28 protein-coding genes and 1 riboswitch are annotated in these 25,053 nt (G+C 36.7%); of the genes, 25 read left to right on the top strand and 3 right to left on the bottom strand.

What is annotated here, in order from left to right; genetic code table 11:
* Nucleotides 1–88 precede the first annotated feature (88 nt).
* The 4 genes from G9F74_RS30660 to G9F74_RS08765 all read left to right on the top strand — a co-directional run bounded on the left by G9F74_RS30660 (nucleotide 89) and on the right by G9F74_RS08765 (nucleotide 4,070).
* Nucleotides 89–2,089, top strand: a complete 2,001-nt coding sequence (locus G9F74_RS30660) for a methyl-accepting chemotaxis protein (RefSeq protein WP_016107208.1) — start codon at nucleotides 89–91, stop codon at nucleotides 2,087–2,089.
* 77 nt (nucleotides 2,090–2,166) lie between these two features.
* Nucleotides 2,167–2,469, top strand: coding sequence for an MTH1187 family thiamine-binding protein (locus G9F74_RS08775; protein ID WP_165406219.1), 303 nt, complete (start codon nucleotides 2,167–2,169; stop codon nucleotides 2,467–2,469).
* A 48-nt stretch (nucleotides 2,470–2,517) separates the two neighbouring features.
* Nucleotides 2,518–2,763 carry a YusU family protein gene (locus tag G9F74_RS08770; RefSeq protein WP_001290590.1) on the top strand — a complete coding sequence of 82 codons (246 nt, stop codon included), beginning with the start codon at nucleotides 2,518–2,520 and terminating at the stop codon, nucleotides 2,761–2,763.
* A gap of 389 nt (nucleotides 2,764–3,152) precedes the next feature.
* A complete protein-coding gene (locus G9F74_RS08765; protein ID WP_016107207.1) occupies nucleotides 3,153–4,070 on the top strand; it encodes a proline dehydrogenase family protein in 918 nt (305 codons plus the stop codon).
* Between the two features lie 22 nt (nucleotides 4,071–4,092).
* On the opposite strand, the gene G9F74_RS08760 is transcribed toward G9F74_RS08765, so the two are convergent.
* Nucleotides 4,093–4,932, bottom strand: a complete 840-nt coding sequence (locus G9F74_RS08760; RefSeq protein WP_000831489.1) for a D-alanyl-D-alanine carboxypeptidase family protein — start codon at nucleotides 4,930–4,932, stop codon at nucleotides 4,093–4,095.
* 97 nt (nucleotides 4,933–5,029) lie between these two features.
* The gene (locus G9F74_RS08755; protein WP_001096344.1) at nucleotides 5,030–5,176 is read right to left on the bottom strand and encodes a YuzL family protein; all 147 of its coding nucleotides are present in this window, start codon (nucleotides 5,174–5,176) and stop codon (nucleotides 5,030–5,032) included.
* A 237-nt stretch (nucleotides 5,177–5,413) separates the two neighbouring features.
* Between G9F74_RS08755 and G9F74_RS08750 the strand changes: the two genes are divergently transcribed.
* The 9 genes from G9F74_RS08750 to G9F74_RS08710 all read left to right on the top strand — a co-directional run bounded on the left by G9F74_RS08750 (nucleotide 5,414) and on the right by G9F74_RS08710 (nucleotide 15,935).
* Nucleotides 5,414–7,795, top strand: coding sequence for a 3-hydroxyacyl-CoA dehydrogenase/enoyl-CoA hydratase family protein (locus tag G9F74_RS08750; RefSeq protein ID WP_000486372.1), 2,382 nt, complete (start codon nucleotides 5,414–5,416; stop codon nucleotides 7,793–7,795).
* A gap of 21 nt (nucleotides 7,796–7,816) precedes the next feature.
* Nucleotides 7,817–8,989, top strand: a complete 1,173-nt coding sequence (locus G9F74_RS08745) for an acetyl-CoA C-acetyltransferase (protein ID WP_001206331.1) — start codon at nucleotides 7,817–7,819, stop codon at nucleotides 8,987–8,989.
* 348 nt (nucleotides 8,990–9,337) lie between these two features.
* A complete protein-coding gene (locus G9F74_RS08740; protein ID WP_000416287.1) occupies nucleotides 9,338–11,122 on the top strand; it encodes an acyl-CoA dehydrogenase family protein in 1,785 nt (594 codons plus the stop codon).
* Nucleotides 11,123–11,238: 116 nt separating this feature from the next.
* A complete protein-coding gene (locus G9F74_RS08735) occupies nucleotides 11,239–11,958 on the top strand; it encodes an MBL fold metallo-hydrolase (protein WP_000767046.1) in 720 nt (239 codons plus the stop codon).
* Between the two features lie 384 nt (nucleotides 11,959–12,342).
* Nucleotides 12,343–13,056: a CPBP family intramembrane glutamic endopeptidase gene (locus tag G9F74_RS08730; RefSeq protein WP_000048028.1), complete on the top strand. Its 714-nt coding sequence runs from the start codon at nucleotides 12,343–12,345 to the stop codon at nucleotides 13,054–13,056.
* A 151-nt stretch (nucleotides 13,057–13,207) separates the two neighbouring features.
* Nucleotides 13,208–13,393, top strand: a complete 186-nt coding sequence (locus G9F74_RS08725; RefSeq protein WP_001180553.1) for a hypothetical protein — start codon at nucleotides 13,208–13,210, stop codon at nucleotides 13,391–13,393.
* Nucleotides 13,394–13,406: 13 nt separating this feature from the next.
* Nucleotides 13,407–13,655, top strand: a complete 249-nt coding sequence (locus G9F74_RS08720) for a spore coat protein (protein ID WP_001002985.1) — start codon at nucleotides 13,407–13,409, stop codon at nucleotides 13,653–13,655.
* Between the two features lie 293 nt (nucleotides 13,656–13,948).
* The gene (locus G9F74_RS08715) at nucleotides 13,949–14,899 is read left to right on the top strand and encodes an L-lactate dehydrogenase (protein WP_000828231.1); all 951 of its coding nucleotides are present in this window, start codon (nucleotides 13,949–13,951) and stop codon (nucleotides 14,897–14,899) included.
* 22 nt (nucleotides 14,900–14,921) lie between these two features.
* Nucleotides 14,922–15,935: a PTS sugar transporter subunit IIC gene (locus G9F74_RS08710; protein ID WP_000666180.1), complete on the top strand. Its 1,014-nt coding sequence runs from the start codon at nucleotides 14,922–14,924 to the stop codon at nucleotides 15,933–15,935.
* 66 nt (nucleotides 15,936–16,001) lie between these two features.
* Here G9F74_RS08710 and G9F74_RS08705 read toward each other — a convergent pair whose 3' ends face one another.
* A complete protein-coding gene (locus tag G9F74_RS08705; protein ID WP_000713778.1) occupies nucleotides 16,002–16,649 on the bottom strand; it encodes a phosphatase PAP2 family protein in 648 nt (215 codons plus the stop codon).
* Nucleotides 16,650–16,792: 143 nt separating this feature from the next.
* Between G9F74_RS08705 and G9F74_RS08700 the strand changes: the two genes are divergently transcribed.
* The 12 genes from G9F74_RS08700 to sufC all read left to right on the top strand — a co-directional run bounded on the left by G9F74_RS08700 (nucleotide 16,793) and on the right by sufC (nucleotide 25,040).
* Nucleotides 16,793–17,320, top strand: coding sequence for a hypothetical protein (locus tag G9F74_RS08700; RefSeq protein ID WP_000826884.1), 528 nt, complete (start codon nucleotides 16,793–16,795; stop codon nucleotides 17,318–17,320).
* A gap of 420 nt (nucleotides 17,321–17,740) precedes the next feature.
* Complete coding sequence (locus tag G9F74_RS08695) at nucleotides 17,741–18,106, top strand: arsenate reductase family protein (protein WP_000218973.1); 366 nt, start codon at nucleotides 17,741–17,743, stop codon at nucleotides 18,104–18,106.
* Between the two features lie 41 nt (nucleotides 18,107–18,147).
* Entirely contained in the window at nucleotides 18,148–18,531 is a 384-nt protein-coding gene (gene gcvH / locus G9F74_RS08690) for a glycine cleavage system protein GcvH (protein WP_000026896.1), read from the top strand.
* Nucleotides 18,532–18,608: 77 nt separating this feature from the next.
* Nucleotides 18,609–18,803, top strand: coding sequence for a hypothetical protein (locus tag G9F74_RS08685; protein WP_141522479.1), 195 nt, complete (start codon nucleotides 18,609–18,611; stop codon nucleotides 18,801–18,803).
* Nucleotides 18,804–18,918: 115 nt separating this feature from the next.
* Complete coding sequence (locus G9F74_RS08680; protein ID WP_000640865.1) at nucleotides 18,919–19,263, top strand: toprim domain-containing protein; 345 nt, start codon at nucleotides 18,919–18,921, stop codon at nucleotides 19,261–19,263.
* Nucleotides 19,264–19,266: 3 nt separating this feature from the next.
* The gene (locus G9F74_RS08675) at nucleotides 19,267–19,575 is read left to right on the top strand and encodes a thioredoxin family protein (RefSeq protein WP_002039867.1); all 309 of its coding nucleotides are present in this window, start codon (nucleotides 19,267–19,269) and stop codon (nucleotides 19,573–19,575) included.
* A 153-nt stretch (nucleotides 19,576–19,728) separates the two neighbouring features.
* Complete coding sequence (locus G9F74_RS08670; protein ID WP_000781223.1) at nucleotides 19,729–20,073, top strand: hypothetical protein; 345 nt, start codon at nucleotides 19,729–19,731, stop codon at nucleotides 20,071–20,073.
* 125 nt (nucleotides 20,074–20,198) lie between these two features.
* Nucleotides 20,199–20,306: riboswitch (SAM riboswitch) on the top strand.
* Nucleotides 20,307–20,615: 309 nt separating this feature from the next.
* The gene (locus G9F74_RS08665) at nucleotides 20,616–21,641 is read left to right on the top strand and encodes a methionine ABC transporter ATP-binding protein (protein ID WP_000601773.1); all 1,026 of its coding nucleotides are present in this window, start codon (nucleotides 20,616–20,618) and stop codon (nucleotides 21,639–21,641) included.
* Complete coding sequence (locus G9F74_RS08660) at nucleotides 21,634–22,299, top strand: methionine ABC transporter permease (RefSeq protein ID WP_000359403.1); 666 nt, start codon at nucleotides 21,634–21,636, stop codon at nucleotides 22,297–22,299. The genes G9F74_RS08665 and G9F74_RS08660 overlap by 8 nt, the downstream gene beginning before the upstream one ends.
* Before the next feature lie 22 nt (nucleotides 22,300–22,321).
* Nucleotides 22,322–23,134, top strand: coding sequence for a methionine ABC transporter substrate-binding lipoprotein MetQ (metQ, locus tag G9F74_RS08655; protein WP_000735098.1), 813 nt, complete (start codon nucleotides 22,322–22,324; stop codon nucleotides 23,132–23,134).
* 75 nt (nucleotides 23,135–23,209) lie between these two features.
* A complete protein-coding gene (gene metQ, locus G9F74_RS08650) occupies nucleotides 23,210–24,016 on the top strand; it encodes a methionine ABC transporter substrate-binding lipoprotein MetQ (RefSeq protein ID WP_000720648.1) in 807 nt (268 codons plus the stop codon).
* A 238-nt stretch (nucleotides 24,017–24,254) separates the two neighbouring features.
* The gene (gene sufC / locus G9F74_RS08645; RefSeq protein WP_000929162.1) at nucleotides 24,255–25,040 is read left to right on the top strand and encodes a Fe-S cluster assembly ATPase SufC; all 786 of its coding nucleotides are present in this window, start codon (nucleotides 24,255–24,257) and stop codon (nucleotides 25,038–25,040) included.
* Nucleotides 25,041–25,053 lie beyond the last annotated feature (13 nt).

Here is a 25,053-nt window from a genome sequence, read left to right as displayed (position 1 = left end):
TAATTTCAATTTTTTAATTTTATCTATTATACTTAATATAGTGATTAATGAGATTTTAATTTAATGCGAAGGGGATGCTTGGGGAAAGATGTTAAGAAGTTTACGTTTAAAAATTGCGGTAGTATTTTCAGTGCTTATTTCTATGATGTTCGTAGTATTGGGTACAGCTATGTATCAATTACAGAAAGAGAAAGAAGTAAGTTCCTTAGACCAGTATTCTCAAAATACGATGGATCTTGTGACAGAGCAACTTACGACATTTGTTCAAAGAACTGATGAAGATATGGGGTATTATGCGAACAGTGAGATGATTCGTAATATGATTCAAGATGGAGTTACTCCAGAAGAGGAAGCATTTTTAACGAAAGAGTTTGCGGAGTATAAAAAGAACCATCCTGGTATTTTAGATTTATATATTGGTACGAAAGATAAAAAAACATTAAGTGCCAATCTTGCTGAAGGTGGAAAAGTGCCGGAAGGATATGATCCAACGACAAGACCGTGGTATAAAGATTCAGAGGCTGATGTGAAAAAGGTTCATTGGGGACAACCTTCATATGAAATCGCGACAGGAAAGTTAAGTGTAGGGGTTTCTAAAGCTATTACGTCTGAAGATGGTTCTGTATTAGGCGTTGTTGCGATGGATGTATCGCTCGGAACAATTCAGAAGTTACTTCATAATATTCAATACAATAATGATGGAGAAATGTTTATTATAAATGATAAAAATATAGCTCTTGTTTACCCAGAAAAGATAGGGAAAGATATTTCTAAAGAGCCATTGCTGAAGAGTTTGAATAAAGATGTTACAAAATATGCTGAAACTACATTAAAAGGTGAGGATGTAGTTGTTTATAGTCAGTTATTTGATGCGATGAAATGGAAGATAGGAATTTTTTATCCGAAACAAACAATTGATGGATTGTTAAGTAGTATGAGAAATACAGTCATTATAATGGCATGTATTAGTTTATTAGTTGGAATAGTAGCTTCCTATTTATTTTCAAGAAGATTAGCAAGGCCACTGCAATTATTAACGAATCACGTTCAAAAAGTAGCAGGAGGAGATTTAACACTGCAAATGAAAGTGACAAGTAAAGATGAGGTTGGAGAGCTGACGAACCATTTTAATCATATGGTTGGGCAAATGAATGAAATGGTAAGTAAAATTAAAAATAGTGTATCAACAGTGCAGCAATCAACGAATAATCTCCATTATTTAACGAATGAAACGGTGGCCGCTAGTAGAGAAGTGTCAGGTGCAATGGATGATGTGAGCGTGGGAGCTTCTACTCTTGCCAATAGTGTAGATGAAGTTTCAGCTCAGCTTGAGAACATGGCGCAGTCAGTGGAAGAAATGAATAGCTCCGTTGGTGAAATAGAAGGAGTGGCTGGTAAAGCGGAAAAGGCATCTAAGCAAGGGTTAAATACGATGCAGAATTTAGTTCGTACAAGAGGAGAGTCATCTTCGATTGTTGTTCATACAGAGGAAGCATCTGGTAAGTTAGAGCAAAAAGTCGGATCGATTCAAAATGTTGTAGAGCTTATAAAAGGTATTTCGGATCAAACGAACTTACTTGCTTTAAACGCTTCGATTGAAGCAGCACGTGCAGGTGAGCAAGGTAAGGGATTTGCTGTTGTGGCTGAGGAAGTTCGAAAGTTAGCGGAACAATCAAAAGAGGCAACAGGAGAAATCGCAACGATGATTGGCGATGTCCAATTAGAAGTAAAACGAGTTGTAGAGGTCGTAAGTAAATTGAAAGATATTGCTGATATACAAAATAAAGTGACGACAGAGGCAGAGACGGAATTCCGTACAATTATGTCGGTTGTAAATACGATTAGTATCTCAGTTGAAAAAATTGTAGAAGAAGTAAACAATATAGGTCACGAGCAAGGGGAAATTACAGAGGTAATGCATACAATTGCCGGTACGAGTCAAGAAAGCGCAGCTGTTTCGGAAGAGGTAAATGCTGCAACTGAATCTCAAGTGAATCATTTAGAAAAGGTAGCTCATACGATGGAAAGCTTGACGGAGCACATGAGAGACTTAGAAAGATTAGTTGAGCAATTTAAAATAGAGGAATAACAAATTAGTAAAATGATGAGTATTTCGGTAAAATAGACAATGGATATATAAGAAGCAAGTATAGGAGGAAGACTACTATGGCAATTGTTGACGTATCGATTATTCCGGTAGGAACAGGTAATCCAAGTGTTAGTGAATATGTAGCAGAAGTACAAAAGGTGCTAGAGAAAAATGCAGATCACGTGAAGTATCAATTAACACCAATGAATACAATTATTGAAGGAGATCTTCCTGTCATTCTAGAAGTCATTCAACAAATGCATGAAGTTCCATATACGAAAGGTGCACAGCGCGTTGCGACAACAATTCGTATCGATGATCGTCGTGATAAAGTAAGCACAATGGAGAAGAAATTAAACTCTGTTCGATCAAAATTATAAGAAAAAGCAGCGATCTTCGCTGCTTTTTTCATATAGGAGGTAGATAAGATGAGTGAAAAGTTTAACGAACAATTTGATGGGTTGTTAGAGAAATACACGGAACTATTACTTGGAGAGAGCAATGAAGAAAGAAAAGAACAGGTGCAGAAGTGGGCACTGTATTCTTACATAGCTAAGACGATGCCGGCTTTAGTTAAGCATTGGAATGAGACGTATCCCGATGCGAAAGAAGAAATGGTACAGTTAATTTCGGATATAAAAAAGATAAATGAAGAGAAGCGAAATGAAAAATAAGAGAGCTTGAGGTGAATGTCACCTTAAGCTTTTTTTATCTCGTAAAAGCCCGATTGGTGAGGGTTAATAATCAGAGGGGGAGGGCCCGCCTTATTCTAATTGAATTTTCACTTTATTAATATCTTTATATAATTTATATGGAATATAAAGGGTTTTATAGACATGTCGAATATTTTCGACATGTCTATTTGAGGCCCAGTAAACCCGTTTTTTCTAAATGTCGAAAAATATTCCCTTTATATTTGTAAGCAAGAATATAAGGTTTTAAATGTTTTTATAGTATTTTATAAATTGTCTAAATAATTATTTGTATCAAATAATTTTAAAGAATGATATAATTTCGAAGAGGGGTAAAAAACAGATAAATTACAGTCATAGGGGTGAATTACATGGAACAATTAATGCGAAATTCGTTTCTTTTCTTGTCAAAAAATAAAGCGCTAACAAAGTTAGCTAAAAAGTACGGTTTACGCTTTGGAGCAGGTCGTTTTGTCGCAGGGGAGACAATCGAATTAGCGACAGCAGCTATTAAACAATTGAACAAGCAAGGCCTTTGTGTAACGATCGATTATTTAGGTGAATTTGTTGATAACGAAGCGGAAGCAAATGAAATGGCTAGCGAATCGATTGAAGCGATTCGTGCAATTGGAAGAGAAGGTCTTAATTCGCAGCTTTCTTTAAAGATGACTTCTATGGGATTAGATATCTCTGATGAAATCGTAATGAACAATATGCGCCGTATTTTAGAAGCTGGAAAAGAAAATGGTGTGTTTATTACAATTGATATGGAAGACTATACGCGCTGCGGGAAAACAATTGAGATCTTTAAACAATTAAAATCTGAATACGATAATATTGGTACAGTTATTCAAGCTTACTTATATCGTACAGAAAAAGATATGGAAGAATTAAATGCTTATAGTCCTAATTTACGTCTTGTAAAAGGAGCTTATAAAGAACCTGAAGATGTAGCGTTCCCGGATAAGAAAGATGTAGATGATAACTATAAAAAAATTATTAAAATGCACTTATTAAATGGAAATTATACTGCAATTGCTTCACATGACGAAGCAATTATTGAATATACGAAAAAACTTGCCGAAGAACACAATATTCCAAGAGACCAATTTGAATTCCAAATGTTATATGGTATTCGTAATGAGCGTCAACTTGATCTTGTAAAAGAAGGCTACAAGATGCGTGTTTATGTACCTTATGGAAACGACTGGTATGGCTATTTCATGCGTCGTCTAGCAGAGCGTCCAGCGAACGTTGCGTTCGTATTAAAAGGTATGGTTAAAAAATAACCAAGGAGAACATACTCCTTGGTTATTTTAATTGCTTAAATGCGTAATGTGCCATTTTCTTCGTATCAGGATATAGTTGCGCGCGAGTAGAAGATAATACGACGTTAATAACGCGTTTACCGTCTTTCTCATCAACAGTTACGACCGTATATTTTCCGAGTGCAGATAAACCGCTTTTACTTCCAATCGCATATGGATCGTCATATAGTTCCTCTCGTCCATAGTTTGCGATTTTTGGAGAGCGTTCAGAAGTATGTAGAGTTGTATTTACTGAATTCATATATTGTAAAACGATTGGGTATTTTAATGCTTCTTTCGTAATAATGGCAATGTCATATGGTGATACTTTATTTCCAAGTGCATCAGCACCACTTGCGTTTTTGAAAGTTGCATGCTTTGTACCAAGTTCCTTCGCTCTAGCATTCATCATTTTCACAAACTCATTTTTTGATCCCGCGATATGTTCTGCAATTGACTCAGAGATTGGGTCTGCACTAATGATAAGCATAAGTTTTAATGCCTCATCCCGTTTTAATTTTTCCCCAGCACGCAGCTTAATTTTTTTACTTTGACTTTCTGTTTTTATTGCGTTTTCTGTAACTGTAATTTCTTCATTTTCTTTTACATTCTCTAGTAAGAGAAGGGTTGTCATCATTTTGGCTATACTAGCCGGATAAGAGCGTTCATCTTCGCGTTTGCCATACAAAATTTCACCTGTGTCTGCATCGATTGTAATTCCGTATTGCCCCGTAATACTAGGCTGATCAACTCTTACAGTTTGTTGTCTTTGTGCATAAGAGAAGAAAATCATCCCTGTAAATAGTGTAGCAATCATTACAATCATAACTATTGTTCGTTTCATCATCGTTCCCTCTTTTGTTTTCCATATGTACAAATAAATTGGGCAGAAAAAGCAGCCATTAATCATTATGCCACGTTTTCTGCCCAAAAATATAGCGTTATTTTTCGCCCATATTATGCTTCTTATATTGTTGGTTATTACCTTGACGTCCTTTTTCCACACCGTGATTATGTGGACCTGCATTTCCAGTTACGCTTGCTGCGCTAATTCCAGCTTTTGAAGGGTTCTTCTTAAGTTTTGCCATATATATTCCTCCAGTTTCGTCAGATTATAAAAAGGAAAAGTGTATTTGAGTGAAGAAAATACATATATATAGCATGGGCAAATAAAAGAAAAATATTTATTTCAGAAAATTTTATCAATAAATATATTGCGAAAATTCAAACTGTATCATATATTTATTAGTAGAGGCTCACTCATTGATTGCGACTTATGTCGAAAAATTGAATGAGCATTCATTCAAGAATAGGGGGAGAATTGGATGTTCCAAATTAAAAAGGCTGCTGTTCTAGGTTCAGGCGTAATGGGTTCAGGGATTGCGGCACACTTAGCTAATATTGGTATTCCGACATTATTGCTTGATATTGTACCACCTGCGCTAACAAAAGAAGAGGAAGCGAAGGGACTTACATTAGAACATAAAAGTGTGAGAAATCGTTTTAGTAATACGGCTGTGCAAAAACTATTAAAGCAAAAACCAGCTCCTCTGACAGTGAAAGGAAATTTAGCACTGATTGAAGCAGGTAACTTAGAAGATGATCTTGAGCGTCTAGCTGATGTAGATTGGATTATTGAAGTAGTAGTTGAAAACTTAGATATTAAAAAGAAACTATTTGAAAAAGTAGATGCTGTTCGTAAACCGGGTTCTATTGTAAGCTCGAATACGTCAGGCATTTCAGTAGAAAAAATGGCAGAAGGTCGTTCAGACGACTTCCAGAAGCACTTCTTAGGCACACACTTTTTTAACCCACCACGATATTTAAAACTTCTAGAGGTAATACCGACGAAAGAAACAGATCCACAAGTATTAAGCTTCATGAAACTATTTGGCGAAGATGTTCTTGGAAAAGGCGTTGTTATCGCAAAAGACACACCAAACTTTATTGGAAACCGCATTGGTACGTACGGCTTGCTTGTAACGCTTCAAGAAATGATTAAGCGTGGCTATAGCATTGGAGAAGTTGATTCTGTAACAGGCCCACTTATTGGCCGTCCGAAGAGCGCAACGTTCCGTACATTAGATGTTGTTGGTTTAGATACATTCGTACACGTTGCAAATAACGTATATGAAAACGTACAAGAAGAAGAGCGTGATGTATTTAAAGTACCAACTTTCATGCATGACATGCTTGATAAAAAATGGCTTGGTAGTAAAACAGGTCAAGGCTTCTTCTTAAAACAAGGAAAAGAAATTTTAGAATTAAATCCTGAAACGATGGAATACGAAGCTCGCAAAAAATTAAAAGCTGCATCTATTGAGTTAAGTAAACAAGAAAAAGGTTTATCGAATAAATTGAAAGCGCTTGTATACGCGAAAGACCGCGCAGGAGAGTTGTTATGGAATATCATTACACCAACTCTTTTATACTCTGCAAAGCTTCATAAAGAAATTGCTGACGATATCGTGGCAATCGATCAAGCGATGAAATGGGGCTTCGGTTGGGAGCAAGGACCATTTGAAATTTGGGATGCAATCGGCGTTGAAAAATCGATTCAAAAGATGGAAGAAAACGGCGTAAATGTACCAGCTTGGGTAAAAGAAATGGTAGAGAAAGGTTTTACTGCTTTCTATAAACATGATAACGGCGATAGCTACTATTACGATAATGGTGAATATAAGCTAATCGAGCGTAATAAAAAAGCAATTTCTCTTAAACAATTAAAAGAGAAAAATGGCGTATTAAAGAAAAATAGCGGCGCGAGCTTGATTGATTTAGGTGACGGCATCCTTTGCTTAGAATTCCATTCGAAGAGCAATGCAATCGGTATGGATATTACGCAAATGATTAACTACGCTGTTGATGAAGTAGAAAAGAATTATAAAGGTCTTGTTATCGGTAACCAATCGAAGAACTTCTGCGTTGGTGCGAACCTAGCAATGATCTTAATGGAAGCACAAGATGACAACTACTTTGAAATTGAGTGGGTTGTGAAAAACTTCCAAGATGCAATGACGAAAATTAAGTACTCTTCTAAGCCAGTTGTAGCAGCACCATATGGTATGACGCTTGGTGGAGGTACAGAAGTTTGCTTACCAGCAGCTAGCATTCAAGCTTCTAGTGAAACGTATATGGGCTTAGTAGAAGTTGGTGTTGGCTTAATCCCTGGCGGAGGCGGTAATAAAGAGCTATACATTAAACACTTAAATAAAATGCCAAACGGTGTAGAGTTTGATCTGCAAAAAGTTGCGAATAAAGTATTCGAATCTGTAGCGATGGCGAAAGTTTCTACATCAGCACAAGAAGCTGTATCGAACAACTTCTTAGGCGATAAAGACGGTATTAGTGTGAATGGTGATCACTTACTATACGATGCGAAACAGAAAGCACTTGCTTTATATGAAGCTGGCTATAAAGCACCGATCCGTAAAAAGATACCAGTTGTCGGTGAAACAGGATATGCAACTCTTGTACTTGGTGCAGAAGCAATGCATTTATCAGGTTACATTTCTGAACATGATCTTCACATTGCGAAGAAACTTGCATATGTCATTGCGGGCGGAAAAGTACCGTATGGAACAGAAGTTGATGAGCAGTATTTATTAGATGTAGAACGTGAAGCATTTATTAGCTTAGTAAGTGAGATGAAATCACAAGCAAGAATGCAGCACATGCTTGTAAAAGGAAAGCCATTACGTAACTAATAACGAGGGGAGATATCGTTCATGAGAGAAGCTGTCATTGTTGCGGGAGCAAGAACACCAATTGGAAAAGCAAAGAGGGGTTCATTAAAAACAGTTCGTCCTGACGATCTAGGGGCGTTAGTAGTAAAGGAAACGTTAAAGCGTGCGAATTATGAAGGACCAATCGATGATTTAATTTTCGGTTGTGCGATGCCAGAAGCAGAGCAAGGTTTAAATATGGCTCGTAATATCGGCGGATTAGCAGGGCTTTCTTACGATGTTCCAGCTATTACAATTAACCGTTACTGTTCTTCAGGTTTACAAAGTATCGCTTACGGAGCAGAGCGCATTATGCTTGGACACTCTGAAGCTGTATTATCAGGCGGAGCGGAATCAATGAGCTTGGTTCCGATGATGGGACACGTCGTTCGTCCGAATAGTCGCCTTGTAGAAGCGGCTCCAGAATATTATATGGGCATGGGACATACAGCAGAGCAAGTTGCTGTGAAATATGGAATTTCTCGTGAAGAGCAAGATGCATTTGCAGTAAGAAGTCATCAACGTGCTGCAAAAGCATTAGCGGCAGGGAACTTTGCTGATGAAACAGTATCTGTAGATGTGACGTTACGCTCGGTTGGATCAAACAATAAATTGCAAGAAGAAACAATCATTTTCGCACAAGACGAAGGTGTAAGAGCAGAGACGACGCTAGACATTTTAGGTAAATTACGTCCAGCATTTAACGTTCGCGGTTCTGTAACGGCTGGTAACTCTTCACAAATGAGTGACGGTGCAGCATCTGTACTATTAATGGATCGTGAAAAAGCAGTGAGCGATGGCATGAAGCCACTTGCGAAATTCCGTTCATTTGCAGTAGCTGGCGTACCACCAGAAGTAATGGGAATCGGCCCAATCGCTGCAATTCCAAAAGCGTTAAAACTAGCTGGCTTAGAGCTATCTGATATTGGCTTATTCGAACTAAACGAAGCATTCGCTTCTCAATCGATCCAAGTTATTCGTGAACTTGGTTTAGATGAAGAAAAAGTAAACGTAAACGGTGGTGCAATTGCACTTGGACATCCACTTGGCTGTACAGGAGCAAAACTAACACTATCTCTTATTCACGAAATGAAACGCCGCAACGAACAATTCGGTATCGTAACAATGTGTATCGGCGGCGGAATGGGAGCAGCGGGAGTGTTTGAATTACTATAAAAAAAGTGCAAGCGGCTCGTTCAGAATGTGAGGGGGATGGAGCTTCAGACGTAGAGGCGCTTTTTGCCTCGCAGGAAGAAGCGAAGCCACCGAACATTCTAGCCGCTGGAACTGGATTATAAAAAAAGTGGAAGTGGCTCGCTCAGAACAGGAGGGCGTTGGAAGCCCTGACGAAGAGGCGTTTTTTGCCTCACAGGAAGGGGTGAAACGACCGACTGTTTTAGCCACTGGAACTGGATTATGAAAAAAAGAATGGAAGCAACAAAGGTTTATAAAAAATAAACGGGAGAGCCAGTTTCTTTCAAAAAGAGAGAAGCGGCTCATGAAAATATGAAGGAGGAAATTTTCATGGAAAAAACAGTAGGAAATGCGGTTAAAGGCGGTAGCTTTTTAGTTGATGAGATTACGATTGATCAAGTGTTTACGCCAGAAGATTTTTCATCTGAGCATAAAATGATTGCAAAAACGACAGAGGACTTTATCGTAAATGAAGTTCTTCCAGAGCTTGAATATTTAGAGCAACATGAGTTTGATCGTTCTGTTCGTCTTTTAAAAGAAGCTGGGGAACTTGGTTTATTAGGTGCTGACGTACCAGAAGAGTACGGTGGAATTGGTCTTGATAAAGTAAGCTCAGCGTTAATCGCAGAGAAATTCTCTCGCGCTGGTGGTTTTGCAATTACTCACGGTGCTCACGTAGGTATTGGATCGTTACCGATCGTATTATTCGGTAACGAAGAGCAAAAGAAAAAGTATTTACCATTACTTGCAACTGGTGAAAAATTAGCTGCATACGCATTAACAGAGCCAGGTTCAGGATCTGACGCATTAGGTGCAAAAACAACTGCACGTTTAAATGCAGAAGGTACACATTACGTATTAAATGGTGAAAAACAGTGGATTACAAACTCTGCATTCGCTGACGTATTTATCGTATATGCAAAAATCGATGGAGAGCACTTCTCAGCATTTATCGTAGAGAAAGAATATGCTGGCGTATCTACAAGCCCAGAAGAAAAGAAAATGGGTATTAAATGTTCTTCAACTCGTACGTTAATTTTAGAAGATGCATTAGTACCAAAAGAGAACTTACTTGGTGAAATCGGTAAAGGTCATATTATCGCGTTCAACATTTTAAATATCGGTCGTTATAAATTAGGTGTTGGTACAGTTGGATCTGCGAAACGTGCAGTAGAAATTTCAGCACAATATGCAAACCAACGTCAACAGTTCAAACAACCAATCGCTCGCTTCCCATTAATTCAAGAGAAACTTGCGAATATGGCAGCGAAAACATATGCAGCTGAAAGCTCTGTATATCGTACAGTAGGTTTATTCGAAAGCCGCATGAGCACATTATCTGAAGAAGAAGTGAAAGACGGTAAAGCAGTAGCAGCTTCTATCGCTGAATATGCAATCGAGTGCTCTTTAAATAAAGTATTCGGTTCTGAAGTATTAGACTATACAGTAGATGAAGGTGTTCAAATTCACGGTGGTTACGGATTTATGGCAGAATACGAGATTGAAAGAATGTACCGCGATTCTCGTATTAACCGTATTTTCGAAGGAACGAACGAAATTAACCGCCTAATCGTACCAGGTACGTTCTTACGTAAAGCGATGAAAGGTGAATTACCACTTCTTCAAAAAGCACAAAAATTACAAGAAGAGTTAATGATGATGATGCCAGAAGAAGTAGGCGATGAGCCATTAGCACTTCAAAAATATTTAGTAACTAACGCGAAGAAAATCGGCTTAATGGTAGCTGGATTAGCGGCTCAAAAATACGGTAAAGCATTAGATAAAGAGCAAGAAATTCTTGTGAATATCGCTGACATCGTAAGCAACCTTTATGCAATGGAATCAGCTGTTCTTCGTACAGAAAAAGCAATTAAAACAACTGGTCTTGAAAAGAATAAACAAAAAGTGTTATACACTGAAGTATTCTGCCAAGAAGCATTCAACGAAATCGAAGCAGATGCGAAAGAAACACTTATCGCAGTTGAAAACGGCGACATGCTGCGCATGATGTTATCATCATTACGTAAATTAACTCGTCACACGCCACTTAACGTAATTCCGAAGAAACGTGAAATCGCTGCGAAAATTTTAGAAGATGAGCGTTATACAGTTTAATAGATGAAAAGGAACCAGTGGCCGTTTGGCTGCTGGTTTTTTTATTGATGGATTCTTGAAAAGGGTTGTTTTACATATGTATTTGTAAACAGCTCTTTTTCATGGAGGGATAGGAGATGAAGTTAATAAAAGTAGGAACAGTTCATCAAATCGCATTTTTACCGCGTCTATTTCCGATTAACTGTTACTTTGTCGAAGAAGAAACAGGATTAACGTTAATTGATGCAGCTTTGCCATTTTGTGCAAAGAAGATTTTAGAAGCGGCTCGAAAACTAGGAAAACCGATTACGAATATCGTTATAACACATGCACATGATGACCATGTAGGAGCGCTTGATGCTATAAAACAAGAACTGCCGAATGTTTCGGTCTATATTTCTGAAAGAGATGCTCGTTTACTTGAAGGGGATTTGTCACTGCAACTCGGAGAACCAGGCACGCAAGTAAAAGTGAGTGTGTCAAAAAGGATAAAGACGATTCCAGATATCCTTCTTCAAGAGGGAGATCAAATTGGTTCACTTGTAGCAATTGCAGCCCCAGGCCATACACCGGGATCAATGGCGTTTTTAGACACGAGAAATGATGCGCTCATTGTTGGAGATGCATTTCAAACGAGAGGAGGAGTGGCGGTAGCAGGGCAGTTGATGTGGCTTTTTCCGTTTCCTATGTTTGGTACGTGGGATGCAGAAGTTTCATTAAAAAGCGCTCAGAAATTGCTAGAGTATAAGCCGTCTATATTAGCGACAGGGCATGGGAAGATGATTAAAAATCCGTTAGTGCAAATGCAACGGGCGATTGAAGAAGCGGAAAGGAATTTAACTAGAAAGAGCCTTTAATTGTTTAGAGGCTCTTTTTTGCTAAATGATATTATTTTGTGGGTTTTAAGTATGTGTATATCGCTAATAGGAAACCGAAAAACATAAATATAAAAGGGTCTTGGCTTGGGTTAGGGTCATAGCTATCTTGCACCTTAGTAAGAAAATCATGTGTTTTCATGTTTACCTCTCCTTTTATTCATAAGGTTTAGTATGAAGTGGGGATCATGATGTGGAAGTAAGAAATTTTTATTTTATAATAATATAATTCCTAAAACTATAGAATACAAAGCGTTCATAATATGTAAAATTGCATATTATTCTTTTTGAAATTTTTGTTATATTATCCTTATATTTATATTAAAGGATTTTTGTTAAGGTAATGAAAACAAATGGAGGAATAGTATGAGTAAAACGGTGTTAGAAGCGTATAGTGTGGAAAGGAAAATAGATAATATAACATATAAAAATCTATTTGTAATGATAGCAATCATTTTAGGATTCTTACTTCTAGGAGGGTTATTCCTTGGTTTAGCTTTTGGGATTTATGGTGAGGAAGCGTTGCGTGATAATTTAGAAGGGTACTATTTCCTTTTATTAGATGCAGCTGTTGTTGCTATCGTTTTATTAGCTTATAAACCAGTTCTTCATTTTATTAAATATATTTGGGATTTATCCGTTTTGAAGAATGGGAAGACATATTTATATCTATTAATTGGTTTTATGGTTATTGCGTTATCACAATATTTAATGTTACATGTGTTTAGTTTTGAAAGTGCAGCAGAACAACAGAAACAATTAGGGAGCTTAGGACTTCAAAATAGTCTACAAAGTATTATATATGTGTTAAGTGTTGCTATAATTACACCGGTTAAAGAAGAAATTCTATTTCGAGGTATTTTATATCGATTTTTAGAAAAGAAATATAATTTTTTAGTTGGTATCATTATTTCTTCCTTCATTTTTGGAATTCTTCATGGAGGTCTTCTAATTACGGCGACGATTATGGGGATTGTGTTTGCGATGTTATACAAAAAGACGCAATCTATTATACCTAGTATTATTTTACACATTGTATGGAATTTACTTGTGAGTATAAGTATGATTGTATCTCTATAAAATTGAACGAATATTTAGCATAAAAGATGGATGGCCTAGCTATGCATCTTTTATTTTGTTTATAGGTAGGAGAAGTTAATTCATGCATGTATATAATCCAAAAAGAACCAAATACTAATGACGAATGAACAAAGAAAGGCAGGAGTATTCCATGCAAAATTTAACAGAGCTTGAAGTAGAAAACTTACGTCATTTAATCGGTGGACACGCAACAATTATTAACAAGTTGGAGCAGTATGCACAGACGTGTACAGATCCAGAGTTGAAACAAATGCTACAAAAGGATGCGCAAGATGCACGAAATACGAAGCAACAATTAATGACTTTTTTAGGATAGGAGGAAGAGAGAAATGAATGAAAAAGATATGGTAAATGATTATTTAGCAGGATTAAATGCAAGTTTAACAAGTTATGCAAATTATATTGCTCAGTCTGATAATGAACAGTTACACCAAACATTAATTCAAATTCGTAATCAAGATGAAATGCGCCAACGTAATATGTATGAGTACGCAAAGCAAAAGAGTTATTACAAACCGGCAGCACCTGCGAATCCAATGATTGTGCAGCAATTAAAAGGCCAATTAAGTGCGGAATAATGGGATGAAAAAAACGAGCGAATGAAGTCGCTCGTTTTTTTGTTTTGTCCCGTAAAAGCCCAATGGATAAAGGTTGATTGAAGTTTCACTTTATATATGTCAATAAATACATAATAAATATTTTTTCAGTTGTAACAAATATGACGAAAACTAAATATAACAATTCACAAAAAGGACAAAAACTTTGATCAATATTTCACAAAGTATCCATGGTTTCTATCGTGGGAATCTCTATAATTAAGAGTGTAAAGAACAAAAGAAATAGATTATATGATCAATTAGGAGAGATTGCTATGAAAAGAAATACAAGAAAAATTGCAATTATCGGTACTGGATTAGTTGGATCAAGTTGTGCATATTCCATTGTAAATCAAGGCATTTGCGAAGAGCTATTATTAATTGATATAAATCATGAACGTGCAGTTGGGGAAGCGATGGATTTATCACATTGCATTAACTTTACAAATACAAGAACAAAAGTATATGCAGGAAGCTATGAAGACTGCAAAGATATGGACATCGTTATTATTACAGCGGGACCAGCACCAAAACCTGGACAAAGTCGCTTAGATACTTTAGGAGCGAGTGCGAAAATTATGGAAAGTGTTGTTGGCGGCGTAATGGAAAGTGGATTTGACGGTATTTTCTTACTTGCATCGAACCCAGTTGATATTATTACATATGAAGTGTGGAAATTATCTGGATTACCTAGAAATCGTGTGATCGGTACTGGTACATCACTAGATTCTTCTCGCTTAAGAACAATTTTATCTGAAATGTTACATGTAGATCCTCGTAGTATTCATGGGTATTCATTAGGAGAACATGGTGATTCTCAAATGGTTGCTTGGTCTCACGTGACTGTTGGTGGAAAGCCAATTCTACAAATTTTAGAGGAGCAAAAAGAACGATTTGGTGAAATAGATTTAGATGAAATTGTTGAGAAGACTGCAAAAGCAGGATGGGAAATTTATAAACGAAAAGGTACTACTTATTACGGAATCGGAAATTCTCTAGCGTATATTGCGAGCTCAATCTTTAACGATGATCACCGTGTCATTGCTGTATCAGCCATTTTAGATGGAGAGTACGGTGAGTATGATATTTGTACAGGAGTGCCAGCTATTATTACTAGAGATGGTATGAAAGAAGTTGTAGAACTAAACTTAACAGAGGACGAAGAATCTCGATTCGCAAAATCAAACGATATTTTACGTGATTATATGAAAACAATTGGTTACTAACTTATAGGAGAAGGTGAAACAAATGAAGGAATATATAATGTCTCGTGTATTTAAAGCATCTGCTGGAATCGCACAAGGTATTTTCGTATCCCTCGGAATTGGTTTACTGATCGAAAATATAGGAAGAATTGTTGATATTCCATTACTTATTACAATCGGAGTTGTTGCAAAATCACTTATGGCACCAGCGATTGGTGCCGGCATTGCTTTTATGCTCGGTGCAAACGGTCTTGTTATCTTTTCAGCGATGGTAGCTGGAGCGATTGGTGCCGGATCCATTTCAATTACTGAAGCGGGTCTAATCATTAAAACAGGTGAGCCAATCGGTGCATTATTAACAGCAACTTTAGCTGTATATATCGGTAAACGTTTAAGTGGAAAAACTGCGTTAGATATGATGCTCGTTCCATTTGCGGCCATATTAGGTTCTGGTTTAGTTGGTATTTGGTTATCTCATAATATTACTCCTGTTTTAAATACAGTTGGAGCATTTATTAAAGATAGTTCAGCTGGTAGCCCGTTTATCGCTTCTATCGTCATTGCAGTAGTTTGGGGGCTATTACTTATCTCTCCAGCTTCATCAGCTGCATTAGCGATCGCACTTAGCTTAGATGGCGTTGCAGGTGGTGCAGCTCTAGCAGGATGCGTTGCTCAGTTTATCGGATTCTCTGTAATCTCAGCGAAAGAAAATAATTTAGGTGGCATATTAGCTCAGGCGCTTTGTACTCCGAAAGTACAGTTACCAAACATTACTAAAAATCCAATGATTCTCGTCCCGACTGTCGTCGCTAGTGCGATAGTCGGCCCAGTATCGGCATTAATTTTCCAATTAGAAGCAGGGAAAGAAATCGCTGGTCTTGGATTAAGTTCTCTTATCGCACCAATTAATTTAATTTCCAGTCAAGGATGGGGAGTTCTTCCAGCTATGGCAATCACTTATATCATCATTCCAGTAGCTGTTTCTTATATACTTTACATTGCTCTTAAAAAAGCAGGTCGTATTCATTCTGGTGATATGACTGTACCGCAATCTTAATTTGAAAATCTCCTTAATAATAGATAAAAGCAGACTGAAGAAGCCACAGTCTGCTTTTTTGTTATGTTACATCTTATGATTTTGTTTTACTGGAATGCGTACTGTTTCTTTTGCTAATAAGAGCTGAACGCCGAAGTATAATATACTCGCGAGCGTCATTCCAGAAACAGCATCTACAAATGCATGTTGCTTCGTAAATAGTGTTGATAAAATGATAAGTGTACCGAAGAAAGTAAGGATGTAATATTCAAAAGCATGTTGCTCTCTACGCTTAAAGGCAGCTAACATAATTACAAATGTCGTAAGAACGTGAATGCTAGGGAAACAGTTTACCGGTTGATCAATACTATAAATATAGCGAACTAGTTCAGAAAATACGTCTGTTCCAACGACAGTTGGACGTGGTACAGTTGTCTGCCAAAAATAATAAATAGAAAAACAAGCAAGTTTGCCAAGAATTACACTACTTAAAGTAACGTAATATTGCTTTCGATCAGCAAAGCAGTAATAAATAAGTGCGCCGTATAAGTAAGGAAACCAAAGTAAATAAGGAATAATAAATGCTTTTACAAATGGAATCCAATCATCTACTACAGTTGTGACATCTACTGCGTGAACAGTTGATTTATTTAATACGTCGTAAAGGGGACTTACGAGTACGAGTAGAAGTATATAACTTAACGGAAGAAAAGATGAAAGTTTAAATTTCTTCATGATAATCTCCTATGTTTAGTAATGTAGGTAAATTCAATTGATTATAATATAGAAACGTAAATTGGGCTATCGATTTTACTTACATTTTCTTGAATTAACCTTACGTTTTTGTCACTTGACTTAAAAGAAGGGGAGAGTGCTATATGAAGCGTTTATCGTATTTCTTATTTTTTATATTGATATGCCTAGTGAGTGCTGGGTGTGCAAAGGATAAAGAAGGAGAGAAATTAGAATATAACGGGAGAGCACTCGTAATTGGAGTTGTTGGAGAAAAACCGAAAGATACGTTTAGAAATATAAAGTTTGAAAGTGTAAAGCTAGAAGAGATGCAGGAGAAATCAGCAAAAGTTGATGGTTTTTTCGTTATGAAAGAATATTTTAAAGAGGCATCAAAGGAGCGGTATACGGACTTATTTTTATCGTTAAAGAAGCCAGTGTTTTTTATTGGCTTACAAGATAAACCATATTTAATTTTTACTGAAAAAGATTTAGATTATGACAATGCCCCAAAGGATAGAGCTATGATGTATACGCAAGGATTTGTAAATATGGGAAACCCTGAAGGACAGTATTGGGGTATGGGATTATATAAAGATACGGTTTCCAATCAAAATATTCATAATATGTATATAGTAGTGTTTCAAACAATTTCAGATTATTTAAGTCGATGATGGAGGAGGCCGTAAAAGGGGCTTCTTCTTTTTTGAATAAACGTTTGTTTAAGATGCATGTCCGGTAGGAAGAAATCGATGCAGTTTAAAGGCTCACATAAAAAATAGGAAATTAATCAAACGTTTGTTTAAGATGTATGTTCGGTAGGAAAGAATTGATGCAGCACAAAGGCTCACATAGAAAAATAGAAAATTAATCAAACGTTTATTTAAGATATATGTTCGATGCAGAATGAGAGAAGAATCGAAAAAAATTATATATTTATTTTTTTCTTAATAAATGGCGGAAAAATAAGAAAAATTCGCAGGATTATTAAAATTTATCACGAAATAAGTAAAAGTTTAGCGAATAATCGTTTGAAATAATAAAACGTTTTCTATATGATAAAGGTAAAGGTTAGTAAAAAAGTAGGTGAATTTATGACAGTAACATTTTATTCATATCCAAAGTGTGGCACATGTCAAAAGGCAAAGAAATGGTTTGAGGCAAACGATGTAGCATATGAGATGATTCATATTGTTGAAAATCCACCGTCAAAAGAAGATGTACGTAATTTACATGTAAAAAGTGAATTACCATTAAAAAAATTCTTTAATACAAGTGGAATGCGTTACCGCGAACTTGGTCTAAAAGATAAGTTGAAAGATGCAAGCGAAGACGAAATGTATGAGCTTTTAGCATCTGATGGCATGTTGATTAAACGTCCAATTGTAACAGATGGAACGAATGTAACACTTGGTTTTAACGAAGAGCAGTTTGAAAGTGTGTGGAAAAAGTACCAATAAGGTATTTTTACATAATTAATACATTCACTGGAGGTACAGTCATGAGCATTCCAAATAATTTACGTTACTCTGAAGAACACGAATGGGTAAAAACTGAAGGTAATGAAGTTGTAATCGGTATTACTCACTTTGCACAAGGTGAGCTAGGCGATATCGTATTCGTTGAACTTCCTGAAGTAGGTGCAACAATCGAAGCTGACGAGCCATTCGGAAGCGTAGAATCTGTTAAAACAGTTTCTGAATTATACGCACCTGTAAGCGGTAAAGTTGTAGCAGTAAACGAAGAATTAAGTGACCAACCAGAACTTGTAAACGAATCTCCATACGAGGGTGCATGGATGGTTAAAGTTGAACTTTCTGATGCAAGCCAAGTTGAGAAGTTATTAACTGCAGAAAAATATGCAGAAATGACAAACCAAGACTAATTTTAGTCAACTGAAGGACAGCCTTTGTGCTGTCCTTTTTATTTTGTGCTACATAATGAGTTGAAAAGCACATATATATGAATCAATTATCATGTGAGAGTACATTAATGGGAAATCTATTTAGTGAAGTTTCATGCTTTTTACAATCTAAACAAGCCGCTTCCGCTTTTCATTGTCTAGCTCCAGCGGCTAGAACAGTCGGTCATTTCACTCCTTCACTTGAGGCAAAAGGCGCCTATAGTTCAGGAGTTCCAATTGCCCTCTTGTTCTAAACAAGCCGCTTCCGCTTTTCTTTTGCAAAAATAAACAGGAAACAACATGAAAATAACGAATATACTATATACTAAGTTAAAGGTTGTATAGTATATGGTGATCGGGTGATGACATATGATTTATGTAGAAAAAGTCATTATTGTAGAAGGTAAATCAGACAGAAGAAAGATTGAATCTATTATTCGTGAACCGGTGGAAATTGTTTGTACAAATGGTACAATTGGTTTGTCGAAAATGGATGAGCTCATTGATCAGTTTTTTGATAAGGACGTATATGTGCTAGTGGATGCTGATGATGCAGGGGAAAAGTTAAGGAAACAGTTTCGAAAAGAATTTCCGCAAGCAGAGCATATTTATATTGATCGCTCGTACCGAGAAGTGGCGACTGCACCTTCTTCACATTTAGCAAATGTATTATGGGGAGCTGACATTGACGTTTATACAGAATATTTACGGTAAGGAATGATAGAAGTGATTGACTGGACAGGAGCCGAAGCTACAGCCCTAATAGAGAATGAAGAAAAAACAGTGCTATATGTATATACACCGATGTGTGGAACATGCCAATTAGCAAAGAAGATGTTAACGGTTGTCGAGATGACGATTGAAGAGTTGAAAATTGGAATGTTAGATTTAAATTATGCTCCGCATTTAGCGAAAGAGTATGGAATCGAAAGTGTGCCTTGTTTACTTGTTTTTGAAAATGGGACACTCATGAAGAAGATATATGCATTTCATTCGGTTGAATATTTATATACGGAATTAAAGTAGGCGGCAAAGTTTTTGCCGCCTCGACATATTTCTTGGGAAATATGTCGACATGCGGGATGGATACAGTATTTGTCGAGCGAAAGTAACAGGATTGCTCTTTAGTGAGAGGGAAATGGTATGTAATAGAAAGTGATATGAAGGATGTGATTTAGGGTGAAATTATATTCTTTGCTTCAATCATTTGTAAATTACGCTAACGGTCAATATCATTTAGAACCGCTTTTAAGACAAGGAGAAAAAACTGTTAATTTCCGCTTTGGAGATGAAAGTTGTTCATTACAAATTTCAAGAGATTATATAGAATTGTCACAAGAGGCAAAAGGAACGGAACAAATTGTGTGCTTAGATGCAGAGGATGTAAAACAATTAGTGAACGGAAATGTAAGATTGCAAACGTTAATGAACGATGGACGTGTGCAATATTCGGGAACATATCGAACGATGCTATTAGTTGAATCGATGTTTCATATATGTAAACCGATGTCAGTAGGTGCTTAAAATTCTGAAGTTTCTTGTTTTGTGAAAATTCTTGTTGACATGACGTGTGGATATTGATACAATTCAATTCATAAAATATAGACAATTTCATAAATTACAAATCAGACGAAAATTAAATCTGATTTCTCTTATCAAGAGAGGTGGAGGGACTGTGCCCTGTGAAGCCCGGCAACCGTCAACTTATGTTGAAATGGTGCCAATTCCTGCAAAGCGAATGCTTTGAGAGATGAGAGAGAGGGATAATGTTGTTATATACGCATATAAACCTTTCTGCTTCTCTAAAGCGGAAAGGTTTTTTTGTTGTTTGAATGTGGAGGACATTCAAATAATAAGAGGAGCTATGGCGATAGATTACACGCATGAAAAATAAAAAAATTGCGGAGTCTATCCAAAGTTTTATGAAATCCAGCTCCAGCGGCTAGAACAGTCGGTCGTTTCATCCCTTCCTATGAGGCAAAAAGCGCCTCTACGTCAGGGATTCGGGTGTCCTCTTGTTCTAAACGAGCCGCTTGCGCTTTTTACTTAAAAAAGGGGTGAACATCATGATCTTATTAGAAAATGTAAAGAAAATATATAAGGCAAAAAGCGGTGATGTCACTGCTGTAGATAACGCCAATTTAAAAATAGAAAAAGGCGAAATATTTGGTGTTATCGGATATAGTGGTGCTGGGAAAAGTTCTTTAATAAGGCTGTTTAATCAGTTAGAGAAACCAACTTCTGGCCAAATTACAATTGCAAATCGTGTCATTTCAGCAATTACAGGAAGTGAACTTCGTAAGGCAAGGCAAGAAATTGGAATGATTTTTCAGCACTTCAACTTACTTTGGTCACGAACTGTACGCGAAAATATCGCATTTCCACTTGAGATTGCAGGTGTTGATAAGGAGAAGAGAAGAAAACGTGTTGATGAGTTAATTCATCTCGTTGGATTAGAAGGAAGAGGAGACGCGTATCCATCCCAGTTAAGTGGTGGACAAAAGCAGCGTGTTGGGATTGCTAGAGCGTTAGCTAACAACCCACAAGTGCTTTTATGTGATGAAGCAACGTCAGCACTGGATCCGGAAACGACAGATCAAATTTTAGATTTACTACTTGATATTAATAAGCGTCTCGGTTTAACAATTGTATTGATTACACATGAGATGCACGTAATTCGAAAGATTTGTAATCGTGTTGCGGTAATGGAGAAAGGGAAAATCGTAGAAACAGGTCCAGTACTTGACGTATTCCGTAATCCACAGCAAGACATTACGAAACGCTTTGTACAGCAGTTAACAGATTCTGAAGATACAAACGAAACAATTGAAAGTTTAATTGAAAAATATCCAGATGGCAAAGTAATTCGCTTGCAGTTTGTCGGCGAGGCTGTAGAAAGACCAGTACTTCAAAGATTAATGCAACGCAGTGATATAGAAGTTAGCATTTTGCAAGGAAATATCGCACAAACGAATAACGGTTCTTACGGAAGTTTAGTTGTTCATTTAAATGGTGAGGAAACAGCAATCCAGCAAGCGATAGAGGGAATACATCAAGATCAAGTAGAGCTGGAGGTGATTGCACATGGATAAGTTACTCGCAAATGTTGATTGGAATCAAATGTTAGAAGCGACTGGTGAAACGTTATATATGACGGCAATCGCAGCGCTTGCCACATTTGTTTTAGGACTCATTTTAGGATTGTTACTCTTTATGACATCGAAAGATAATTTATGGGAAAACAAAGCGGTTAATACAGGGATTGGAGCCTTTGTAAACATATTCCGTTCTATACCGTTCATCATTTTAATCATTTTATTAATTCCATTCACAAAGATTATCCTTGGAACAATTCTCGGGGCTAGTGCAGCATTGCCAGCTTTAATTATTGGAGCGGCACCATTTTACGCAAGAATGGTTGAAATCGCACTTCGTGAAATTGATAAAGGTGTAATCGAAGCTTCAAAAGCAATGGGGGCAAAAACAAGCACAATCATTTTAAAAGTGTTAATTCCAGAATCATTACCAGCGTTAGTATCTGGTATTACGGTAACGACAATTGCTTTAGTAGGCTACACAGCAATGGCGGGAGTTGTTGGTGCTGGTGGTCTTGGAACACTTGCTTACTTAGAAGGATTCCAGCGTGGAAATAACGATGTAACAATCGTTGCGACAATTTGCGTGTTACTAGTTGTATTTTTCATTCAGTGGATTGGTGATAGTGTAACGACTCGAATAGATAAAAGATAATGAAAACAGGAGGGTATTTCAAATGAAAAAATTATTACTTACAGCACTTATTTCAACTTCAATTTTTGGGTTAGCTGCTTGTGGCGGGAAAGATAAAGATGAAAAGAAACTAGTTGTTGGGGCTTCTAACGTACCGCACGCTGAAATTTTAGAAAAGGCAAAACCGTTGCTTGAGAAAAAAGGAATTGAATTAGAAGTGAAAAAATTCCAAGATTACGTGTTGCCAAATAAATCGTTAGCGGATAAGGAATTAGATGCAAACTACTTCCAGCACATTCCGTATTTAGAAAAAGAAATTAAAGATAAAAAATATGATTTTGAAATAGCGGGGAAAATTCATTTAGAACCAATTGGTGTATACTCTCAAAAGTATAAGAGCTTAAAAGAACTGCCAGACGGGGCAACAATCATTATGAGTAATTCCGTTACTGACCATGGACGTGGTTTAGCAATTTTACAAAAAGAAGGTATTTTAAAAATTAAAGACGGAGTAGATCCAGTTAGTGCAACTCCGAAAGATATTGCAGATAATCCGAAAAACTTAAAGTTCAAAACGGATATCGAGCCTGGTTTATTACCACAAGTGTATAACAATAAAGAAGGCGACGCTGTTCTAATTAACTCTAACTATGCAATTGATGCGAAATTAAACCCAGAAAAAGATGCGATTGCAATTGAAGGTAGTGATTCTCCGTATGCTAACATCGTAGCAGTTCGTAAAGGGGATAAAGATAAGAAAGAAATTAAAGCTCTTGTAGAAGTGTTGCATTCTAAAGAAATTGAAGACTTTATTACTAAAGAGTATAAAGGGGCAGTTGTTCCTGTAAAAGAATAATTGTTTGAAGAAGGGCTGGTGTATGCCGGCTCTTTTTTTCTAACTACATACCTATAGGGGAGAAGGGGATATCAGATGAAAAAGATTATACTGTCAGTTGTTACAGCGCTATCTGTATTTACATTAGCTGCTTGCGGGGGAAAAGAGGAAAATAAGCTTGTCGTTGGAGCTTCTAACGTGCCGCACGCTGTCATTTTGGAGAAAGCACAGCCAATATTAGAGAAAAAGGGTATTAAATTAGAGATTAAAAAGTTCCAGGACTATGTTTTACCGAATAAAGCGTTAGCGGATAAAGAAATTGATGCGAATTACTTCCAACACATTCCATATTTAGATAAAGAAATTCAAGAAAAAGGATATAAAATTGTAAACGCAGGAAAAATTCATTTAGAACCAATGGGCATTTATTCTAAGAAATATAAAAGCTTAAAAGACCTGCCAGAGGGCGGAACAGTTATTATGAGTAATAACGTGGCTGAGCGCGGCCGTATGTTAGCACTATTACAAAAAGGTGGCGTTATTAAGCTTAAAGATGGAGTAGATGTTGTTAAGGCGACAGTAAAAGATGTTGTAGAAAATCCGAAAAACTTAAAGTTTAAAACAGATGTTGAACCTGGACTGTCACCGAAGCTGTATGAAAATAATGAGGGAGATGCTTTATTTATTAATTCAAACTATGCAATTGATGCGAAATTAAATCCAACAAAGGATGCAATTGCGATTGAAGGATCAGACTCTCCGTATGCAAATATTATTGCAGTTCGTAAAGGTGACGAGAAGAAAAAAGAAATTAAAGAACTGGTAGAAGTATTGCATTCAAAAGAAATTCAGGATTTTATTACTAAAGAATATAAAGGTGCTGTACTTCCGGTAAGTGAATAAACGTAAGGAAAGGACTGGGAATTTATCAGTCCTTTTTTCTTTATATATATAAGAAGAAAGGTGTATCATATAAGGATGCAAAGGAAATACTTATATACATTTGTGAAAAAATTGTTACTTTTTTTCGTCGTTTGCGATATCATTTTATTTGATATAAAATTAGAATGAGAATAAAATGAGAATATGAACGTTTTAGGAATTTTTAAAATGTATATATAGGATTAATGGAGGTATTGAGATGGCTGGTTCTACATTAACGGTTAAAGACTTACACGTATCAATTGACGGCAAAGAAATTTTAAAAGGTGTAAACCTTGAAGTAAAAGGTGGAGAAATCCACGCAATTATGGGACCTAACGGAACAGGTAAATCAACTTTATCTTCTGCAATTATGGGTCACCCAAAGTATGAAGTAACAGAAGGTAGCATCATCATTGACGGTGAAGATGTATTAGAAATGGAAGTAGACGAGCGCGCACAAGCAGGTCTATTCTTAGCAATGCAATATCCAAGTGAAATTAGCGGAGTTACAAACGCTGACTTCTTACGTTCTGCGATTAACGCACGTCGTGAAGAAGGCGATGAAATTTCTCTTATGAAATTTATCCGTACGTTAGATAAAAACATGGAATTCCTAGAAATGGATCCAGAAATGGCACAACGTTACTTAAATGAAGGTTTCTCTGGCGGTGAGAAAAAACGTAATGAGATTCTTCAATTAATGATGATTGAGCCAAAAATTGCAATCTTAGACGAAATCGATTCTGGTCTTGATATCGATGCGTTAAAAGTTGTATCTAAAGGTATTAACCAAATGCGCGGCGAAGAGTTCGGTTGCCTAATGATTACGCATTACCAACGTTTATTAAACTACATCACTCCAGACTTCGTTCACGTTATGATGAACGGTCGTATCGTTAAATCTGGTGGACCTGAGCTTGCACAACGTCTAGAAGCTGAAGGTTACGACTGGATTAAAAAAGAATTAGGTATTGAAGACGAAACAGCAGAGCAAGAAGCGTAAGAGAGGAGCATAA

Origin of the sequence: Bacillus sp. EKM202B (genome assembly GCF_011066025.1) — a bacterium.
Classification (GTDB): Bacteria; Bacillota; Bacilli; order Bacillales; family Bacillaceae_G; genus Bacillus_A; species Bacillus_A toyonensis.
The sequence above is the reverse complement of the archived record's forward strand: the minus strand, read 5'-3'. Positions and strand labels throughout refer to the sequence as shown.

Coding starts and splice junctions, on each gene's coding strand:
- G9F74_RS30660 (WP_016107208.1), top strand. CDS start 89: ATGTTAAGAAGTTTACGTTTAAAAATTGCGGTAGTATTTTCAGTGCTT.
- G9F74_RS08775 (WP_165406219.1), top strand. CDS start 2,167: ATGGCAATTGTTGACGTATCGATTATTCCGGTAGGAACAGGTAATCCA.
- G9F74_RS08770 (WP_001290590.1), top strand. CDS start 2,518: ATGAGTGAAAAGTTTAACGAACAATTTGATGGGTTGTTAGAGAAATAC.
- G9F74_RS08765 (WP_016107207.1), top strand. CDS start 3,153: ATGGAACAATTAATGCGAAATTCGTTTCTTTTCTTGTCAAAAAATAAA.
- G9F74_RS08760 (WP_000831489.1), bottom strand. CDS start 4,932: ATGAAACGAACAATAGTTATGATTGTAATGATTGCTACACTATTTACA.
- G9F74_RS08755 (WP_001096344.1), bottom strand. CDS start 5,176: ATGGCAAAACTTAAGAAGAACCCTTCAAAAGCTGGAATTAGCGCAGCA.
- G9F74_RS08750 (WP_000486372.1), top strand. CDS start 5,414: ATGTTCCAAATTAAAAAGGCTGCTGTTCTAGGTTCAGGCGTAATGGGT.
- G9F74_RS08745 (WP_001206331.1), top strand. CDS start 7,817: ATGAGAGAAGCTGTCATTGTTGCGGGAGCAAGAACACCAATTGGAAAA.
- G9F74_RS08740 (WP_000416287.1), top strand. CDS start 9,338: ATGGAAAAAACAGTAGGAAATGCGGTTAAAGGCGGTAGCTTTTTAGTT.
- G9F74_RS08735 (WP_000767046.1), top strand. CDS start 11,239: ATGAAGTTAATAAAAGTAGGAACAGTTCATCAAATCGCATTTTTACCG.
- G9F74_RS08730 (WP_000048028.1), top strand. CDS start 12,343: ATGAGTAAAACGGTGTTAGAAGCGTATAGTGTGGAAAGGAAAATAGAT.
- G9F74_RS08725 (WP_001180553.1), top strand. CDS start 13,208: ATGCAAAATTTAACAGAGCTTGAAGTAGAAAACTTACGTCATTTAATC.
- G9F74_RS08720 (WP_001002985.1), top strand. CDS start 13,407: ATGAATGAAAAAGATATGGTAAATGATTATTTAGCAGGATTAAATGCA.
- G9F74_RS08715 (WP_000828231.1), top strand. CDS start 13,949: ATGAAAAGAAATACAAGAAAAATTGCAATTATCGGTACTGGATTAGTT.
- G9F74_RS08710 (WP_000666180.1), top strand. CDS start 14,922: ATGAAGGAATATATAATGTCTCGTGTATTTAAAGCATCTGCTGGAATC.
- G9F74_RS08705 (WP_000713778.1), bottom strand. CDS start 16,649: ATGAAGAAATTTAAACTTTCATCTTTTCTTCCGTTAAGTTATATACTT.
- G9F74_RS08700 (WP_000826884.1), top strand. CDS start 16,793: ATGAAGCGTTTATCGTATTTCTTATTTTTTATATTGATATGCCTAGTG.
- G9F74_RS08695 (WP_000218973.1), top strand. CDS start 17,741: ATGACAGTAACATTTTATTCATATCCAAAGTGTGGCACATGTCAAAAG.
- gcvH (WP_000026896.1), top strand. CDS start 18,148: ATGAGCATTCCAAATAATTTACGTTACTCTGAAGAACACGAATGGGTA.
- G9F74_RS08685 (WP_141522479.1), top strand. CDS start 18,609: ATGAATCAATTATCATGTGAGAGTACATTAATGGGAAATCTATTTAGT.
- G9F74_RS08680 (WP_000640865.1), top strand. CDS start 18,919: ATGATTTATGTAGAAAAAGTCATTATTGTAGAAGGTAAATCAGACAGA.
- G9F74_RS08675 (WP_002039867.1), top strand. CDS start 19,267: ATGATAGAAGTGATTGACTGGACAGGAGCCGAAGCTACAGCCCTAATA.
- G9F74_RS08665 (WP_000601773.1), top strand. CDS start 20,616: ATGATCTTATTAGAAAATGTAAAGAAAATATATAAGGCAAAAAGCGGT.
- G9F74_RS08660 (WP_000359403.1), top strand. CDS start 21,634: ATGGATAAGTTACTCGCAAATGTTGATTGGAATCAAATGTTAGAAGCG.
- metQ (WP_000735098.1), top strand. CDS start 22,322: ATGAAAAAATTATTACTTACAGCACTTATTTCAACTTCAATTTTTGGG.
- metQ (WP_000720648.1), top strand. CDS start 23,210: ATGAAAAAGATTATACTGTCAGTTGTTACAGCGCTATCTGTATTTACA.
- sufC (WP_000929162.1), top strand. CDS start 24,255: ATGGCTGGTTCTACATTAACGGTTAAAGACTTACACGTATCAATTGAC.